Annotated in this window: 11 protein-coding genes; 7 read left to right on the top strand and 4 right to left on the bottom strand. The window is 63.4% G+C overall.

Annotated elements, in window-relative coordinates:
• The first annotated feature begins 4 nt into the window (after positions 1 to 4).
• Both AC5O5R_RS05510 and dapC read left to right on the top strand, forming a co-directional pair.
• On the top strand, positions 5 to 2,704 hold the full coding sequence (locus tag AC5O5R_RS05510; protein WP_494515039.1) for a [protein-PII] uridylyltransferase: 2,700 nt from the start codon (positions 5 to 7) through the stop codon (positions 2,702 to 2,704).
• Positions 2,705 to 2,734: 30 nt separating this feature from the next.
• Positions 2,735 to 3,931, top strand: a complete 1,197-nt coding sequence (gene dapC, locus AC5O5R_RS05505) for a succinyldiaminopimelate transaminase (RefSeq protein ID WP_172227748.1) — start codon at positions 2,735 to 2,737, stop codon at positions 3,929 to 3,931.
• Positions 3,932 to 4,021: 90 nt separating this feature from the next.
• On the opposite strand, the gene AC5O5R_RS05500 is transcribed toward dapC, so the two are convergent.
• Positions 4,022 to 5,668 carry a Na+/H+ antiporter gene (locus AC5O5R_RS05500; protein ID WP_494515038.1) on the bottom strand — a complete coding sequence of 549 codons (1,647 nt, stop codon included), beginning with the start codon at positions 5,666 to 5,668 and terminating at the stop codon, positions 4,022 to 4,024.
• Between the two features lie 588 nt (positions 5,669 to 6,256).
• On the opposite strand from AC5O5R_RS05500, the gene AC5O5R_RS05495 reads away from it, so the two are divergent.
• The 4 genes from AC5O5R_RS05495 (at position 6,257) to AC5O5R_RS05480 (ending at position 9,352) form a co-directional block, all read left to right on the top strand.
• Positions 6,257 to 6,604 (top strand): ArsC family reductase, encoded by a 348-nt coding sequence (locus AC5O5R_RS05495; RefSeq protein WP_172227752.1) that lies wholly within the window; start codon positions 6,257 to 6,259, stop codon positions 6,602 to 6,604.
• Between the two features lie 31 nt (positions 6,605 to 6,635).
• Complete coding sequence (gene dapD / locus AC5O5R_RS05490) at positions 6,636 to 7,670, top strand: 2,3,4,5-tetrahydropyridine-2,6-dicarboxylate N-succinyltransferase (protein WP_172227754.1); 1,035 nt, start codon at positions 6,636 to 6,638, stop codon at positions 7,668 to 7,670.
• Positions 7,671 to 7,739: 69 nt separating this feature from the next.
• Complete coding sequence (locus AC5O5R_RS05485; RefSeq protein WP_172227756.1) at positions 7,740 to 8,945, top strand: cysteine desulfurase; 1,206 nt, start codon at positions 7,740 to 7,742, stop codon at positions 8,943 to 8,945.
• Positions 8,942 to 9,352: a SufE family protein gene (locus tag AC5O5R_RS05480; RefSeq protein WP_172227758.1), complete on the top strand. Its 411-nt coding sequence runs from the start codon at positions 8,942 to 8,944 to the stop codon at positions 9,350 to 9,352. Before AC5O5R_RS05485 ends, AC5O5R_RS05480 begins: the two co-directional genes overlap by 4 nt.
• A gap of 63 nt (positions 9,353 to 9,415) precedes the next feature.
• On the opposite strand, the gene tcdA is transcribed toward AC5O5R_RS05480, so the two are convergent.
• Positions 9,416 to 10,225, bottom strand: coding sequence for a tRNA cyclic N6-threonylcarbamoyladenosine(37) synthase TcdA (tcdA, locus tag AC5O5R_RS05475; RefSeq protein WP_172287255.1), 810 nt, complete (start codon positions 10,223 to 10,225; stop codon positions 9,416 to 9,418).
• 119 nt (positions 10,226 to 10,344) lie between these two features.
• Between tcdA and AC5O5R_RS05470 the strand changes: the two genes are divergently transcribed.
• Positions 10,345 to 12,933, top strand: a complete 2,589-nt coding sequence (locus tag AC5O5R_RS05470; RefSeq protein WP_494512177.1) for a glycosyltransferase — start codon at positions 10,345 to 10,347, stop codon at positions 12,931 to 12,933.
• Between the two features lie 33 nt (positions 12,934 to 12,966).
• Here the strand turns inward: AC5O5R_RS05470 and AC5O5R_RS05465 are convergent, their stop codons facing one another.
• Together AC5O5R_RS05465 and AC5O5R_RS05460 are read right to left on the bottom strand one after the other, a co-directional pair.
• Positions 12,967 to 14,055 (bottom strand): DUF1120 domain-containing protein, encoded by a 1,089-nt coding sequence (locus tag AC5O5R_RS05465; protein ID WP_494515037.1) that lies wholly within the window; start codon positions 14,053 to 14,055, stop codon positions 12,967 to 12,969.
• A gap of 70 nt (positions 14,056 to 14,125) precedes the next feature.
• Positions 14,126 to 16,477 (bottom strand): fimbria/pilus outer membrane usher protein, encoded by a 2,352-nt coding sequence (locus tag AC5O5R_RS05460; protein ID WP_494515036.1) that lies wholly within the window; start codon positions 16,475 to 16,477, stop codon positions 14,126 to 14,128.
• Between the last annotated feature and the right edge of the window lie 29 nt (positions 16,478 to 16,506).

Below are 16,506 nucleotides of genomic sequence, written 5' to 3'. Positions count from 1 at the left end.
CGCGATGCCCCAGGTGGACCCCGAGCTGTTCGACCGCGGCCAGTTCCAGGCGGAACTGGCCCTCAAGGCGAGCCCCATCGCCGCCTTCAAGAAAGCCATCCGCCAGGCCGGCGAGGTGCTCGACAAGCGTTTCCGCGCGGGTGGTGAAATACGCCCGCTGATCGAAGCCCGCGCCTGGCTGGTCGACAATATCCTGCAACAGGCGTGGAACCAGTTTGCCTGGGGCGACCCCAGCGGCATCGCCCTGGTGGCTGTGGGCGGCTACGGGCGCGGCGAACTGCACCCACATTCGGACATCGACCTGCTGATCCTGCTGGGCGCGGCCGAGCACGAACAGTACCGCGACGCGATCGAGCGTTTTCTCACCTTGCTGTGGGACATCGGCCTTGAAGTGGGTCAGAGCGTGCGCACCGTCGACGAGTGCGCCGAACAGGCCCGCGACCTCACGGTCATCACCAACCTGATGGAAAGCCGCACCATCGCCGGCCCCGAAGCCCTGCGCCAGCGCATGCTCGAAGTCACCAGCACCGTGCACATGTGGCCCAGCAAAGACTTCTTCCTGGCCAAGCGCGCCGAACTCAAGGCCCGCCACCACAAGTACAACGACACCGAGTACAACCTCGAGCCGAATGTGAAGGGTTCGCCCGGTGGCCTGCGCGACATCCAGACGGTGCTGTGGGTGGCCCGCCGCCAGTACGGCACCCTGAACCTGCACGCACTGGCCGGCGAAGGCTTCTTGCTGGAGAGCGAGAACGAACTGCTGGCCTCGTCCCAGGACTTTTTGTGGAAGGTGCGCTACGCCCTGCACATGCTGGCCGGGCGTGCCGAGGACCGCCTGCTGTTCGACCACCAGCGCAGCATTGCTGCGCTGCTTGGCTACAGCGACGACAACCCCAAGCGGGCCATCGAGCAGTTCATGCAGCAGTACTACCGGGTGGTGATGAGCATCAGCCAGTTGTGCGACCTGATCATCCAGCATTTCGAGGAAGTCATCCTCGCCGACGATGACAGCGGCACTACCCAACCCCTCAACGCACGCTTCCGCCTGCACGACGGCTACATAGAAGCCAGCAAGCCGAACGTGTTCAAGCGCACTCCGTTCGCCATGCTGGAAATCTTCGTGCTGATGGCCCAGCACCCCGAGATCAAGGGCGTGCGCGCCGACACCGTACGCCTGCTGCGCGAGCACCGGCACCTGATCGACGACACCTTCCGCACCGATATCCGCAACACCAGCCTGTTCATCGAGCTGTTCAAGTGCGAAATCGGCATCCACCGCAACCTGCGGCGGATGAACCGCTACGGCATCCTTGGCCGTTACCTGCCGGAATTCGGCCTGATCGTCGGGCAGATGCAACACGACCTGTTCCACATCTATACGGTCGATGCGCACACCCTCAACCTCATCAAGCACCTGCGCAAGCTGCAATACACGCCGGTGTCCGAGAAATTCCCGCTGGCCAGCAAGCTGATGGGCCGCCTGCCCAAGCCCGAGCTGATCTATCTGGCCGGGCTGTACCACGACATCGGCAAGGGTCGCCAGGGCGACCACTCGGAAATCGGCGCGGTGGATGCGCAGAAATTCTGCGAACGCCACCAGTTGCCGGCCTGGGACAGCCGGCTGATCGTGTGGCTGGTGCAGAACCACCTGGTGATGTCCACCACCGCCCAGCGCAAAGACTTGTCCGACCCGCAGGTGATCAACGACTTTGCCCTGCACGTGGGCGACGAGACGCGCCTGGACTACCTGTATGTACTGACCGTGGCCGACATCAACGCCACCAACCCCAGCCTGTGGAACTCGTGGCGGGCCAGCCTGCTGCGCCAGCTGTACTCCGAGACCAAGCGTGCGCTGCGCCGGGGCCTGGAAAACCCGCTGGATCGCGAAGAACAAATCCGCCAGACGCAGTCCGCAGCGCTGGACATCCTGGTACGCGAAGGCACCGACCCGGACGATGTCGAGCAGCTGTGGTCGCAGCTTGGCGATGACTACTTCCTCAAGCACAATGCCGGCGATGTGGCCTGGCACACCGACGCGATCCTGCAGCAACCTGCCGATGGCGGGCCGCTGGTGCTGATCAAGGAAACCACCCAGCGCGAGTTCGAGGGTGGCACGCAGATTTTCATCTACGCCCCCGACCAGCACGACTTCTTCGCTGTGACGGTGGCGGCCATGTCGCAGCTGAACCTGAACATCCATGACGCGCGGATCATCACCTCGAGCAGCCAGTTCACCCTCGACACCTACATCGTGCTGGACAACGATGGCGGCTCGATCGGTGACAACCCGCAGCGGGTCAGGCAGATTCGCGACGGCCTGACCGAAGCGCTGCGCAACCCCGAGGACTACCCGACCATCATCCAGCGCCGGGTGCCGCGCCAGCTCAAGCACTTCAACTTCCCGCCGCAGGTGACCATCCTCAACGATGCCCAGCGCCCGGTGACCATCCTCGAGATCACCGCGCCCGACCGTCCAGGCCTGCTGGCCCGGCTGGGGCGGATCTTCCTGGAGTTTGACCTGTCGCTGCAGAACGCCAAGATCGCTACCCTCGGCGAGCGGGTCGAAGACGTGTTCTTCATCACCGATGCCGACAACCAGCCGTTGTCCGACCCACAACTGTGCAGGCGCCTGCAGGAAGCCATCGTCCAGCAGCTGCAGGCCGGCCAGACCAGTGATGCCAGCCCTACCCGCGTGAATTTTTAACGACTAGACGATTGACGAGACCTTGCGCCGATGAACCATGCATTGACCCAGCTTCAGCCCTACCCGTTCGAGAAGCTCCGCGCCCTGCTGGGCAGTGTTGTGCCTGCGGCGGACAAACGCGCCATCGCCCTGTCGATCGGTGAGCCGAAGCACGAATCGCCGGCGTTCGTCGCCCAGGCCATGGCCGACAACCTCGACAAGCTGGCGGTGTACCCCAGCACCCTCGGCCTGCCCGCCCTGCGCCAGGCCATCGGCCAGTGGTGCGAGCGGCGCTTTGGCGTACCGGCTGGCTGGCTGCACGCCGACAGCAATATCCTGCCGGTCAACGGCACCCGTGAAGCGCTGTTCGCCTTCACCCAGGCCGTGGTCAACCGCGCCGATGATGGCCTGGTCATCAGCCCCAACCCGTTCTACCAGATCTACGAAGGTGCAGCGCTGCTGGCCGGTGCCACCCCGCACTACCTGCCGTGCCTGGAAGACAACGGCTTCAACCCCGACTTCGACGCCGTACCCGCCGACGTCTGGAAGCGCTGCCAGATCCTGTTCCTGTGCTCGCCAGGCAACCCCACCGGCGCGCTGGTGCCAATGGATACCCTGAAGCAGCTGATTGCCCTGGCTGACGAACACGACTTCGTGATTGCCGCCGACGAGTGCTACAGCGAGCTGTACTTCGACGAAGACGCCCCGCCACCGGGCCTGTTGAGCGCCTGCGCCGAGCTGGGCCGCAGCGACTTCAAGCGTTGCGTGGTGTTCCACAGCCTGTCCAAGCGCTCCAACCTGCCAGGTTTGCGCTCGGGCTTCGTCGCCGGCGACGCCTCGATCATCAAGCCGTTCCTGCTGTACCGCACCTACCACGGCTGCGCCATGCCGGTGCAAACCCAGCTGGCCAGCATCGCCGCCTGGCAGGACGAGGCGCACGTGCGCGAGAACCGCGACCAGTACCGCGCCAAGTACGATGCCGTGCTGGATATCCTGCAACCGGTAATGGACGTACAGCGCCCGGACGGCAGCTTCTACTTGTGGGCCAAGGTGCCGGGCTGTGATGCCGATTTCACCCGCGACCTGTTCGAGGCCCAGCATGTCACGGTAGTGCCGGGTTCGTACCTGTCGCGTGAAGTGGACGGCGTGAACCCGGGTGCAGGACGTGTGCGGATGGCCCTGGTCGCACCGCTGGCCGAGTGCATCGAGGCGGCGGAGCGGATTCGCGCGTTCCTGCAGAACCGCTGATTCAACAAGGGCTGCATAGTTCTTGAGGACTGCGCAGTACCCTGTGCCAGCCAGTCAAGATTGCCGGGGCCGCTTTGCGGCCCCTACGCTCTACCTGACTGACCCCAGGTTCGCCTCACTCATATCCAGCTCACCCAGCACCTGCCGCACCACTTCATCCCCAACCTCGTGCTGGCGATGCAGGTTGTACAGCTCCAACCGCTGCGCCCTCAGTGCCCGCAAGCGCAACTTACGCTCCAGCAGATCCATCTGCTCGGCGAGCGCCTTGGCTTCGGCACTGTCGTTGTAGCTGTCCAGTTCATCCCGGTATTCAGCCATCAAGCGTGCCTTCAGCTCGGTCGCCAGGGTCGCCTGCGCAGCATCCTGCGGGGCATTGGCGTCAATCACATCCTCTGCCTCCAGCGCATGGATCGCCGCCTCGGCGGTGCGCCGCCAGGCTTTCTGCACTTCTTTCTGCAAGCGCTCGTCCGGGCTCTGGGTCACCCCACGCAGCAGGATCGGCAGCGCGATGCAGGCACTGATCAGCGACAGCAGGATTACCCCGGCCGCGATGAAGATCAGCAAGTCACGTTCAGGGAAAGCGTTGCCCGCCCCTATCAACAACGGGATCGACATCACACCGGCCAGAGTGACCGCACCGCGTACCCCGCCCAGGGTCAGCAACCAGCACGAGCGTGCCGTCGGCATCAGCACCAGTGCCGGCTTGCCGCGCCAGCGACGGACCACACCAATGGCGCGCCAGATGCTCTGCACCCAGATGAACCGCAGCACGATCAGCGCAGCGAAGATCGCCACCACGTCCAGGCTGCGATAGGCCAGTGTCGGCCAGAGGGTCGCTTCATGGCTGACCACGGCCTTGATGATGTCCGGCAGTTGCAGGCCCAGCAACAGGAAGATCAGGCCGTTGAAGGCAAACTCCAGCAGCGACCAGACGCTGCGGTTGAGCAGCCGGGTGCTGGTCTGCCGTGGCAGCAGGTCGAGCCAGCTCTGCATCATGCCGGCCGCTACCGCCGAGAGGATGCCCGACACGCCCAGGCGCTCGGCCAGCACGTAGGCGGCAAACGGCAACAGCAGCATGAACACCACGTGGGTGGCCGGGTCGTCCCAGCCACGGGTGATCATCCACATGCGCAGACGGCCGATCAGCCAGCTCAGGGCCACGCCCACAGCCAGGCCGCCCAGCGCCACGAGGACGAAGCTGAAGCTGGCGTCGGCCAGCGAGAACGCCCCGGTAATCGCCGCCGCCAGGGCAAACTTGAAAGTCACCAGGCCCGTGGCGTCGTTCATCAAGGCCTCGCCCTGCAGCATATGCATCAGCGGGGTGGGCAGGCGGTCCTGGGCAATGGCCGAAACCGCCACGGCATCGGTCGGCGACAGCACGGCGGCAAGGGCGAAGGCCACCGGCAGCGGAATGCTCGGCAGCAGCCAGTGAATGAAGTAGCCGGCCCCGACCACGGTGAACAACACCAGGCCAACGGCCAGCGCCACCACCGGACCGCGGATGCGCCACAACTCACGTTTGGGAATGCGCCAGCCGTCGGCGAACAGCAGCGGTGGCAAGAACAGGAACAGGAACAATTCGGGGTCCAGGGCTACGTGCAGGCCCAGTGTCGGCCATGCGAGCAAGGCGCCGGCGGCGATCTGCACCAATGGCAACGGCAGCGGAATCATGCGGCCGACCAGCTTCGACAGGCTGACCAGCGTCAGCAGGATCAGGACGGTGTAGGCAGACTGCATCCGGGAAGGCTTCCTTTGTGAACCAGAATCGACAACAGGGCGAAACATCGCCATTGGAACAATATGTTAGCGGGGACTGGGGATAGGGGACCGCTGCACGATAGTCGCAGGTGTTGGATGAATGTGTAACATGATGATACTTCGGTTGGGTAATTGGGCAGGGTCGGGCTGTATTGCCCATGGGTGTATGCCTTGAGGTGTGCAGCGCCTGTGAGATCGAGCGCCGCCCGCGCGGCGCATCGCCGGCAAGCCAGCTCCCACATCTGTTTCGGGCCAATCATACCTGTGGCATTGGCGCGCGCCCCCTTGTCTGCTTCCTTCACTATCGAAGGTTGCGCTGCTGCTTTGCTGCAACCTCCAGGCATGCACCCAGGGCGCGAGTGCGGAGGATGCAGGAGTGCTTGGCCCGAAACAGATGTGGGAGCTGGCTTGCCGGCGATGCGCCGCGCGGGCGGCGCTGGATCTCCGACATACTGCAAGACTCAAGGCAAGCACACCCGTGGCGCTCACTGTTTCGTTCCCGCATAATCCCGCGACTGAAATCGAAAAATGGAGAAATTGGGGCAACCTGTATCCCCAATGCACACAATGACCTACACGCTCTACGGCATCAAAGCCTGCGATACCATGAAAAAAGCGCGCACCTGGCTCGAAGACCAGGCCATCGCCTACGAATTCCATGACTACAAAGCCCAAGGCATCGACCGTGACAGCCTGAACCGCTGGTGCGACGAACACGGCTGGGAAATCATCCTCAACCGTGCAGGCACCACCTTCCGCAAGCTGGACGACGCCAGCAAAGCCGACCTCGACCAGGCCAAGGCCGTCGAGTTGATGCTGGCCCAGCCGTCGATGATCAAGCGCCCGGTGCTCGACCTTGGCGCGCGTACCCTGGTCGGCTTCAAGCCCGACCTGTACGCCGCTGCCCTGGCCTGAGCCCCTACCCTATTTCGCACGAGGTAATCACATGTCCAATACCCTGTTCAGCCTGGCCTTCGGTGTCGGCTCCCAGAACCGCCAGGGCACCTGGCTGGAAGTATTCTACGCACAACCACTGCTCAACCCGAGCGCCGAGCTGGTTGCCGCAGTAGCCCCTGTTCTTGGTTATGAAGGCGGCAATCAGGCCATCGCCTTCACCAATGGCCAGGCCGCGCAGCTGGCCGAAGCCCTGAAGGGCGTGGACGCCACCCAGGCCGCCCTGCTGACCCGCCTGGCCGAGAGCCACAAGCCGCTGGTCGCCACTCTGCTGGCCGAAGACGCCGCGCTCAGCTCCACCCCTGAGGCCTACCTCAAGCTGCACCTGCTGTCGCACCGCCTGGTCAAGCCGCACGGTGTGAGCCTGGCCGGTATCTTCCCGCTGCTGCCGAACGTGGCCTGGACCAACCAGGGCGCGGTCGACCTGGCCGAACTGGCCGAGCTGCAACTGGAAGCGCGCCTGAAGGGCGAGCTGCTGGAAGTGTTCTCGGTGGACAAGTTCCCGAAGATGACCGACTACGTGGTCCCGGCCGGCGTGCGCATCGCCGACACCGCCCGTGTGCGCCTGGGCGCCTACATTGGCGAAGGCACCACCATCATGCACGAAGGCTTCGTCAACTTTAACGCTGGCACCGAAGGCCCGGGCATGATCGAAGGCCGCGTTTCCGCTGGCGTGTTCGTCGGCAAGGGCTCGGACCTGGGCGGCGGCTGCTCGACCATGGGCACCCTGTCCGGTGGCGGCAACATCGTCATCAAGGTGGGCGAAGGCTGCCTGATCGGCGCCAATGCCGGCATCGGTATCCCGCTGGGCGACCGCAACACCGTCGAAGCCGGCCTGTACATCACTGCCGGCACCAAGGTGAACCTGCTGGACGAGAACAACGAGCTGGTCAAAGTGGTCAAGGCGCGCGACCTGGCCGGTCAGACCGACCTGCTGTTCCGCCGAAACTCGCTGAACGGCGCGGTCGAGTGCAAGACTCACAAGTCGGCCATCGAGCTGAACGAGGCACTGCACGCCCACAACTGAGTCGTTGGGGATGTTAAGATCGGGTCTGGCACAACGCCAGACCCGTTTTTCATTCCAGGCCCCGCTAACATGTTCCAGCCCTCCCCCTGGCGTGCCGATTTTCCCGCCATCGCCGCCCTGCAACGGCAGCACCAGACCTACCTGGACAGCGCCGCCACCACCCAGAAGCCGCAGCCCCTGCTCGACGCCCTGAGTCATTACTACGGCCATGGCGCGGCGAACGTGCACCGTGCCCAGCATTTGCCCGGCGCACTGGCCACCCAGGCCTTCGAAACCAGCCGCGACAAGGTCGCCGCCTGGCTCAATGCGCCTGACTCACAGCAGATCGTGTTCACTCACGGCGCCACCTCGGCCTTGAACCTGCTGGCCTACGGCCTGGAGCACCGCTTCGAGGCCGGCGACGAAATTGCCGTCAGCGCCCTGGAACACCATGCCAACCTGCTGCCCTGGCAACAGCTGGCGCACCGGCGCAACCTGCGCCTGGTGGTACTGCCGCTGGATATCCACGGCCGCATCGACCTGGACCAGGCGCTGCAGCTGATCGGCCCGCGCACCCGGGTGCTCGCTATCAGCCAGCTGTCCAACGTGCTGGGTACCTGGCAGCCGTTGCCGGCGCTGCTGGCCCATGCCCGCGCCCAGGGGGCGCTGACCGTGGTCGACGGCGCCCAGGGTGTGGTGCATGGCCGCCATGACGTTCAGCAACTGGGCTGTGATTTCTATGTGTTCTCCAGCCACAAGCTGTATGGCCCGGACGGCGTCGGCGTACTGTATGGCCGCAGCCAGGCGCTGGCGATGCTGCGTCATTGGCAGTTCGGCGGCGAAATGGTGCAACTGGCCGAGTACCAGAGCGCCAGTTTTCGCCCGGCGCCGCTGGGGTTCGAGGCAGGGACCCCGCCGATCGCCGGGGTGATTGGCCTGGGCGCGACCCTGGACTACCTGGCCAGCCTTGATGCCCAGGCAGTCGAAGCCCATGAAACCAGCCTGCACCAGCACCTGCTGCGCGGCCTGGCCGATCGCGAGGGCGTGCGGGTAATCGGCGCCCCGCAGGCGGCCTTGGCCAGCTTCGTCATAGACGGTGTGCACAATGCCGACATCGCCCACATGCTCACCGAACAGGGCATTGCCGTGCGTGCCGGCCACCATTGCGCCATGCCGCTGCTACAAGGCTTGGGGCTGGAAGGTGCGATCCGCGTATCGCTGGGCTTGTACAGCGACAGCGATGACCTGCAGCGTTTCTTCGCCGCGCTCGATCAAGGCCTGGAGCTGTTGCGATGAGGCTGCCTGAAGACGCACGCCAGGCGCTGGAGGCTTTTGCCCAAGGCAAGGGCTGGGAACAGCGCGCGCGGCTGCTGATGCAGTGGGGCGAGCGCCTGCAACCGCTGGCTGACGCCGAAAAAACCGAGGCCAACCGGGTGCATGGCTGCGAAAGCCTGGTATGGCTGGTGGCCGAGCAGGTCGAGGGGCTGTGGCGGTTCAAGGCCAGCAGCGATGCCCGCTTGTTGCGCGGGCTGCTGGCCTTGCTGTTGGTGCGGGTGCAGGGGATGACCAGTGCAGAACTGGCCGGGCTCGATCTGCGCGGGTGGTTCACCGAGCTGGGGCTTGAGCGCCAGCTGTCGCCATCGCGTAGCAATGGGCTGCATGCGGTGTTGCAGCGGATGGCGGAGTTGGCGTCTGACCATTGAATCGGCGCTGGCTTCTTCGCGACGGTTCGACGCCTCGATGAACCCGCGAAGAAGCAGCGCGGTTTATTCAGGCTTTACTCGCTCCGCAGGCCGCCGCGCCCCGGCGACCAGCTTCTCGACAGCCTTGCTCGCCGCCACCATGCCAAAGGTCGCGGTCACCATCATCACCGCGCCAAAGCCACCTGAACAGTCCAGCCGCACACCCTCGCCAACGAAGCTCTTCTGCAGGCAAACGCTGCCATCGCCCTTGGGATAGCGCAGCTGTTCGCTGGAAAATACGCACGGTACGCCGTAGTTGCGGCTGACATTACGCGAAAAATTGTAGTCGCGACGCAGCGTTGAGCGAACACGTGAGGCCAGCGGGTCGTTGAAGGTCTTGTTCAGGTCAGCGATCTGGATCTGCGTCGGGTCGATCTGCCCGCCAGCGCCACCGGTGGTGACGATGGCGATCTTGCGCCGCCGGCACCAGGCAATCAGCGCGGCCTTGGCCATGACGCTGTCGATGCAGTCGATCACGCAGTCAAGGTTCTCGGTGATGTATTCGACCATGGTGTCGCGGGTGACGAAGTCGGCCACCGCATGCACCGTGCACGCCGGGTTGATCCCCCGCAGGCGCTCGGCCATGACCTCGACCTTGGGCCGCCCCACCTGCCCCTCCAGGGCATGGGCCTGGCGGTTGGTATTACTGACGCAGACATCGTCCAGGTCGAACAGGGTGATTTCGCCCACGCCACTGCGGGCCAGCGCTTCGGCCACCCACGAGCCTACCCCGCCAATCCCGACCACGGCCACGTGGGCCTGGCCCAGGCGTTGCAGCCCTTGGTCGCCATACAGCCGGGCAACGCCGGCGAAGCGTGGATCTTCTGTGCTCATGTTCATACCCCAAAAAACCGGCGCGCATTATATGCCAGCCGGCCGCTGGCCTGCATCGTTAGGAAAGAGCCTACCAACCCTGCTTTAATGTCCTATCACTTCGACAGATATGGACGACAATGTCTTCACGTAAATTCGGCCTGAACCTGGTCGTGGTCCTGGCCATTGCCGCGCTGTTCACCGGGTTCTGGGCGCTGATCAACCGCCCGGTATCCGCCCCTGCCTGGCCAGAGCAGATCTCTGGCTTCTCGTATTCGCCATTCCGCCTGGGTGAAAGCCCGCAGAAGGGCCAATACCCCAATGACGACGAGATGCGCCAGGACCTGGAGCAGTTGAGCAAGCTGACCGACAGCGTGCGTATCTACACCGTGGAGGGGACACAGGCGGATATCCCACGGCTGGCCGAAGAATTCGGCCTGCGGGTAACCCTGGGCATCTGGATCAGCCCGGACCTGGAGCGCAACGAACGCGAAATCGCCACGGCCATCGAGTTGGCCAATACCTCGCGCAGCGTGGTGCGGGTGGTGGTGGGCAACGAGGCGCTGTTCCGTGAAGAGGTGACACCGGAAAACCTGATCAAATACCTGGACCGGGTGCGCGCAGCCGTCAAGGTACCGGTGACCACCAGTGAGCAGTGGCACATCTGGAAGGAAAACCCCGAACTGGCCAAGCACGTCGACCTGATCGCCGCGCACATCCTGCCCTACTGGGAATTCGTGCCGATGAAAGACTCGGTCGAGTTCGTCCTCGACCGGGCGCGAGAGCTGAAGCACCAGTTCCCGCGCAAGCCCCTGCTGCTGTCGGAAGTCGGCTGGCCGAGCAACGGCCGCATGCGTGGTGGCGCCGATGCCACCCAGGCCGACCAGGCCATCTACCTGCGCACCCTGGTCAACACCCTCAACCGCCGCGGCTACAACTACTTCGTCATCGAAGCCTATGACCAGCCGTGGAAGGCCAGCGACGAGGGTTCGGTAGGCGCCTACTGGGGCGTGTACAACGCCGAGCGCCAGCAGAAATTCAATTTCGACGGCCCGGTGGTGGCAATCCCGCAGTGGCGTGCCCTGGCGGTAGCCTCGGTGGTGCTGGCGATGATTGCGCTGATGGTGCTGTTCATCGACGGTTCGGCCCTGCGCCAGCGTGGTCGCACCTTCCTGACCTTCATCACCTTCCTGTGCGGGTCGGTGCTGGTGTGGATTGCCTACGACTACAGCCAGCAATACAGCACCTGGTTCAGCCTGACTGTGGGTGTGCTGCTGGCCCTGGGCGCGCTGGGGGTATTCATCGTTCTGCTCACCGAGGCCCACGAACTGGCCGAGGCGGTGTGGACCCACAAGCGACGTCGTGAGTTCCTGCCCGTGCAGGCCGACAGCGCCTACCGCCCCAAGGTATCGGTGCATGTGCCGTGCTACAACGAACCGCCTGAGATGGTCAAGCAGACCCTCGATGCCCTGGCCGCGCTGGACTACCCCGATTACGAAGTGCTGGTGATCGACAACAACACCAAGGACCCGGCCGTGTGGGAGCCGCTCAAGGCCCACTGCGAGAAGCTCGGCGAGCGCTTCAAGTTCTTCCATGTCGCGCCTTTGGCGGGCTTCAAGGGCGGCGCACTGAACTACCTGATCCCGCATACCGCCAAGGATGCCGAAGTGATCGCGGTGATCGACTCGGACTACTGCGTCGATCGCAACTGGCTCAAGCACATGGTGCCGCACTTCGCCGACCCGAAAATTGCCGTGGTGCAGTCGCCGCAGGACTACCGCGACCAGCACGAGAGCGCCTTCAAGAAGCTGTGCTACAGCGAGTACAAAGGCTTCTTCCACATTGGCATGGTCACCCGCAACGACCGTGACGCGATCATCCAGCATGGCACCATGACCATGACCCGGCGTAGCGTGCTGGAAGAGCTGGGCTGGGCCGAATGGTGCATCTGCGAGGACGCCGAGCTGGGCCTGCGGGTGTTCGAGAAGGGCCTGTCGGCTGCCTACGCCCATAACAGCTATGGCAAGGGCCTGATGCCCGACACCTTCATCGACTTCAAGAAGCAGCGCTTCCGCTGGGCCTACGGTGCCATCCAGATCATCAAGCACCACGCCAGCGCCCTGCTGCGCGGCAAGGGCAGCGAGCTGACCCGTGGCCAGCGCTACCACTTCCTGGCCGGCTGGCTGCCATGGATTGCCGATGGCATGAACATCTTCTTCACGATCGGCGCATTGTTGTGGTCGGCGGCGATGATCATCGTGCCACACCGGGTCGACCCGCCGCTGATGATTTTCGCCATCCCGCCGCTGGCGCTGTTCTTCTTCAAGGTGGGCAAGATCATCTTCCTCTACCGCCGTGCGGTGGGGGTGAATCTGAAGGACGCCTTCGCTGCGGCGCTGGCCGGGCTGGCGCTGTCGCATACCATCGCCAAGGCAGTGCTGTATGGCTTCTTCACCAGCAGCATGCCGTTCATCCGCACGCCCAAGCATGCTGACAGTCATGGGCTGCTGGTGGCGATTTCCGAGGCGCGGGAGGAGCTGTTCATCATGTTGCTGCTGTGGGGCGCAGCGCTGGGCATCTACCTGGTTCAGGGGCTGCCGAGCTCGGACATGCGCTTCTGGGTGGCGATGTTGCTGGTGCAGTCGTTGCCGTACCTGGCAGCGTTGGTGATGGCCTTGCTGTCGTCGCTGCCAAAGCCGGAGGCCGAGGTGCAAACGGCGCACACATAACGGAAACTTGCGGCCACCTGGCATAGTTCGGGCTTACAAATAGACGATCTCCAGCGTGGCCGCCCCGTCGACGGCAGTCTCGTCGCGCAGGTCGAGTTGACGCAAAGGAGCAATGTACAACTCGACCATCAGCATAGCCTCGAGCTGCCTGATCAAGGCAGGCCCGGCTGCTGCGCGGTTACTGAGGGCAAACCCCAGCAAACGACCGTCGTTATGAAAGAACGCAGCTCCCGGGCCTGGCTGCCAGCCTGCACCACTCTGCGGGGAGTAGAGCGGCTGGAGCACCTGCCCATCCCCTAACGCCGGCCCCTCAAGCTGTAAAGACCATGCCAGGCCGTCACTGGTCTTTTTACCTGCGCCAAACAGGGCGGAGCGTGCTACGTCTTTTACGTGACTGATCAAGCCGGGCTGGCGGTTGTCCACCGCGCGCAGAGCGAAACGAGTGAGGCCGTCGCAGGTCACGGCAGCAGGCAACGAGCGTCGCAGAGTGGTGGTGTTGCCAGCCGATAGCTGTCCAGATTCAATGAGGCCGAAGTCCACCACACCGTCATGACCCAAGAACAGCTTGCAAGCTGCTGGGACGACACTTGCCTGTAACGCCAAGGCTGCAGTTGCGCCATCGACTTCCAACACACCCCCTGCGTGCAACTCGTCGGCGTTTGACAAGTTCGACGCTGCATCGAGCCAGCCCTGGATTGTAAGGCGAGCCGTGAAATTTGTGCCTTGAAGCGCTACATCTGCAAGCAATGGCGTGACCTGCATGCCTGGCACCCAGCGAATCCGGTCGCCTTTTTGCATCCAGGGGCCACGCGGGTCCCTGGCTGCACCCAGCATGACCGGTTGGCCATCGAGCTGTGCGTCAGACAGTTGCATTGAATACTGTCCTCGCTCGCCAAAGCCATAGCTATCACCATAGGTGCCGGCAGCCAGATAGTTCAGGAGCATGTCGGTTCTTCTGGAGCACTGAACCGTCAGTTGCAGATGTTTCGCGGCAAACAGGTATTGATTCCCATGCTTTTGCAACTGAGTCCTGTTGACCTGGCCAAACTCGATAACGGGCTGGCTGAGCAAGATCTGACAGCCCTGCGCGGCGACAGATCCGGCCACTCCCATCAACAACATCCCCAGGCACCGGCTCAGCAAAAGCAGCGCGCCGCGGCGGTCGCGAATGGGGCGCGTCCTGCACAAGAACTCATATCGCATGGCAAAGGGCCGTGGTCGTTTCATAGTATTGATCCGGCTCCGGATTGTCGCTGAGGGTAAACTCCAGTGCACAGCCAGGTCCGCCTGGCGAGGTCACCTGATAGCGCTCGTTCTCCTGAAAGTCATGCAGGAATATCAAGCCACCGGCCTGCACCATCGTCACGAAGCTGCCGTTGGCATCCACTACCATCGAGCTGTCCGCCACGGGCTGCCCGCCAACGTGCAGTGTTTGTAGCAAGACACGTCGAGTGCGCTCTACAGCGAAACGCAAATGCGAAAATGCCCCTCGACCGGCCCTTACAATGCCCTGGCTGTTGGCCAGATCGACACTACGTGGCAGGCTCCGGGGCTGTACTTGCAGACGATTGTCAGCGTATGGCCGAACCTGCGAGGCCACTGCTCGTCCTTCGCCATCGGTCCACACGGGCCCACTTGGCGTGTCGATTTTCACACCTGCAAGATCACCGACTTCGATGAGTGCGTAGGTATCCTGTATCGGGTAAGGCGATAACGTGATGCCATCTGCATGCCCCACTGCGCCGCCACGCAGGTTGGCAGCGAGGGTTTGTGCACTGCTGCCGGTGGCCGAGTAATCCAGCTGCATCTGGCCGAATGGCGCCAGCCATGAAGCGCCAAGGCTGGGTCGCAACACCGGGTCATTGCCTGCATGGCTGCCTCCCAGGCGATAGCTGAACGATTCATTGACACGTTCCCGCAGGTTGATGGATGAGCGGTAGTTGCCGGCGCTACCTCGGCTCGATGCGTACAGCCTGCGCTTGCTGCCCAATGGCAGACTGGCGCTCAGATACAGCAAGCGCCCCTGCTCACCTGCCCCGCTGAGCCTCCATTCCATGCCCGCATTCAGCGAAACCCGCTTCAGCGTTGTTCCCCAGCCGAAATTTGCCTGGGTGCTGACCTGACCGCTACCCGCACGCGACTGGCTGCCGCCAATACTGAAGTTCCCCAGCGCGCCCCCTTGCCATGACAAGCCGACGCCAAGGTAATCCTGCACCCCGTTCAAGCTGCGTGACGGCTCCAGCGCCTGTTGGATGTCTTGATAGTGCGGGCCCTGCACCCCGTAGCTGAAACTTGCCGCCCAACCTTCGGCTAGCTGCTGGCTGAGGTTAACCTGACTTTGCATTCCTGCTTTCTGGCGTCGAGGCTGCGAATAGCCGATTGACCACTGCATCTGAGCTTGCGTCCATGGCTGAACGCCCAGTGCAAACCCTGTTGCCTGATAACCATCGGTTGCAAGCATGCCGCCACCAAAGGCCACGCCATCGAGCACACTCCCGCTCCACCCGGCGCTCAGCACCCAGGGCGAAGCCGCACTGCTGTGGCGCAGTTGACCGACACCGAACTGGTACCCCCCCGACAAGCTGCCAGTCATGGGCGTAGCGGGCAAGGTCACACGTCGCTGCTCGCCGTCCGCTTCATGGATGGTCATTTCCAGTTCGGCAAAGGCATCGACTGGCGCAGGGCTTTCGATGGAAAACGGGCCCGGCGGCACGACTGTCGCGTACACCAGCCGATTGCGCTGAAAGATCTCCACCCTCGCCTGGGTCTTGGCGATGCCTTGAACCGCACGGCGCTGCTGCAGATGCCCCAAGGCCTGCTCAGGGAACACCTGAAAGCCGTCAACAGATACACCAGCGAGCACAGGGTTGCCCAGGTGGATCTGGCCAACCTGCAAAACCGCCGCCTGCCCGGCGAACGTTCGTTGCGCGTAGGCATCAAGCGCGTTGAACTGCCTGGACTGCTGGCCAATGCTGGCAACCTGACGGCTGCGCACGATCCAGTCACCGAGGTTGAAACCCGGCTCGGTAAGCGCGGTCCAGGCTCTGCTGCTGCCATCCTTGAAGCGTGTATCCAGCATCGTCACATCGTAATTGAACATGCCGGCTAACCCACCAGTGGCAAACGCCGATAAATCATGGCCTGCAGCGGACTTGCGCAGCGCTTGTGCCGGCACGACCATGGATACACTGGCGGATTGCGGGTCTGCGTTTATCTGGCTCTGTGGGTAATCCGCCAACAGGTCTATGCACAAGTCAGCAGCCGTATCTGACGCGCCGGCCGGCACCTGTATGCCTCCGGCTTCCAGCAAAGCGGAGTCGATGCACAAACTGCCATCGTCGAGAAAGCGTGCCTGTGCTTGTCCTGCTCGATCGCCATTTACCTCCAGGCTTACGGTGTGATTGCCGGGGGTAAACCGGGCGATGTCCTGAAAGTAAGACGCCAGCTCTTCACTCAAGCCTCTCTGACGCAATAGTTCGAGGTCGAACGCGACGCCGTCACTGGCGCTGCACTCAAGAAGATAAACAGCAAAGAAAAGCGCCACTGGCCAACGCCAGCCAACCGCCCGGCACT

It is taken from the genome of Pseudomonas sp. 8_5_2 (assembly GCF_059295255.1).
The sequence above is the reverse complement of the archived record's forward strand: the minus strand, read 5'-3'. Positions and strand labels throughout refer to the sequence as shown.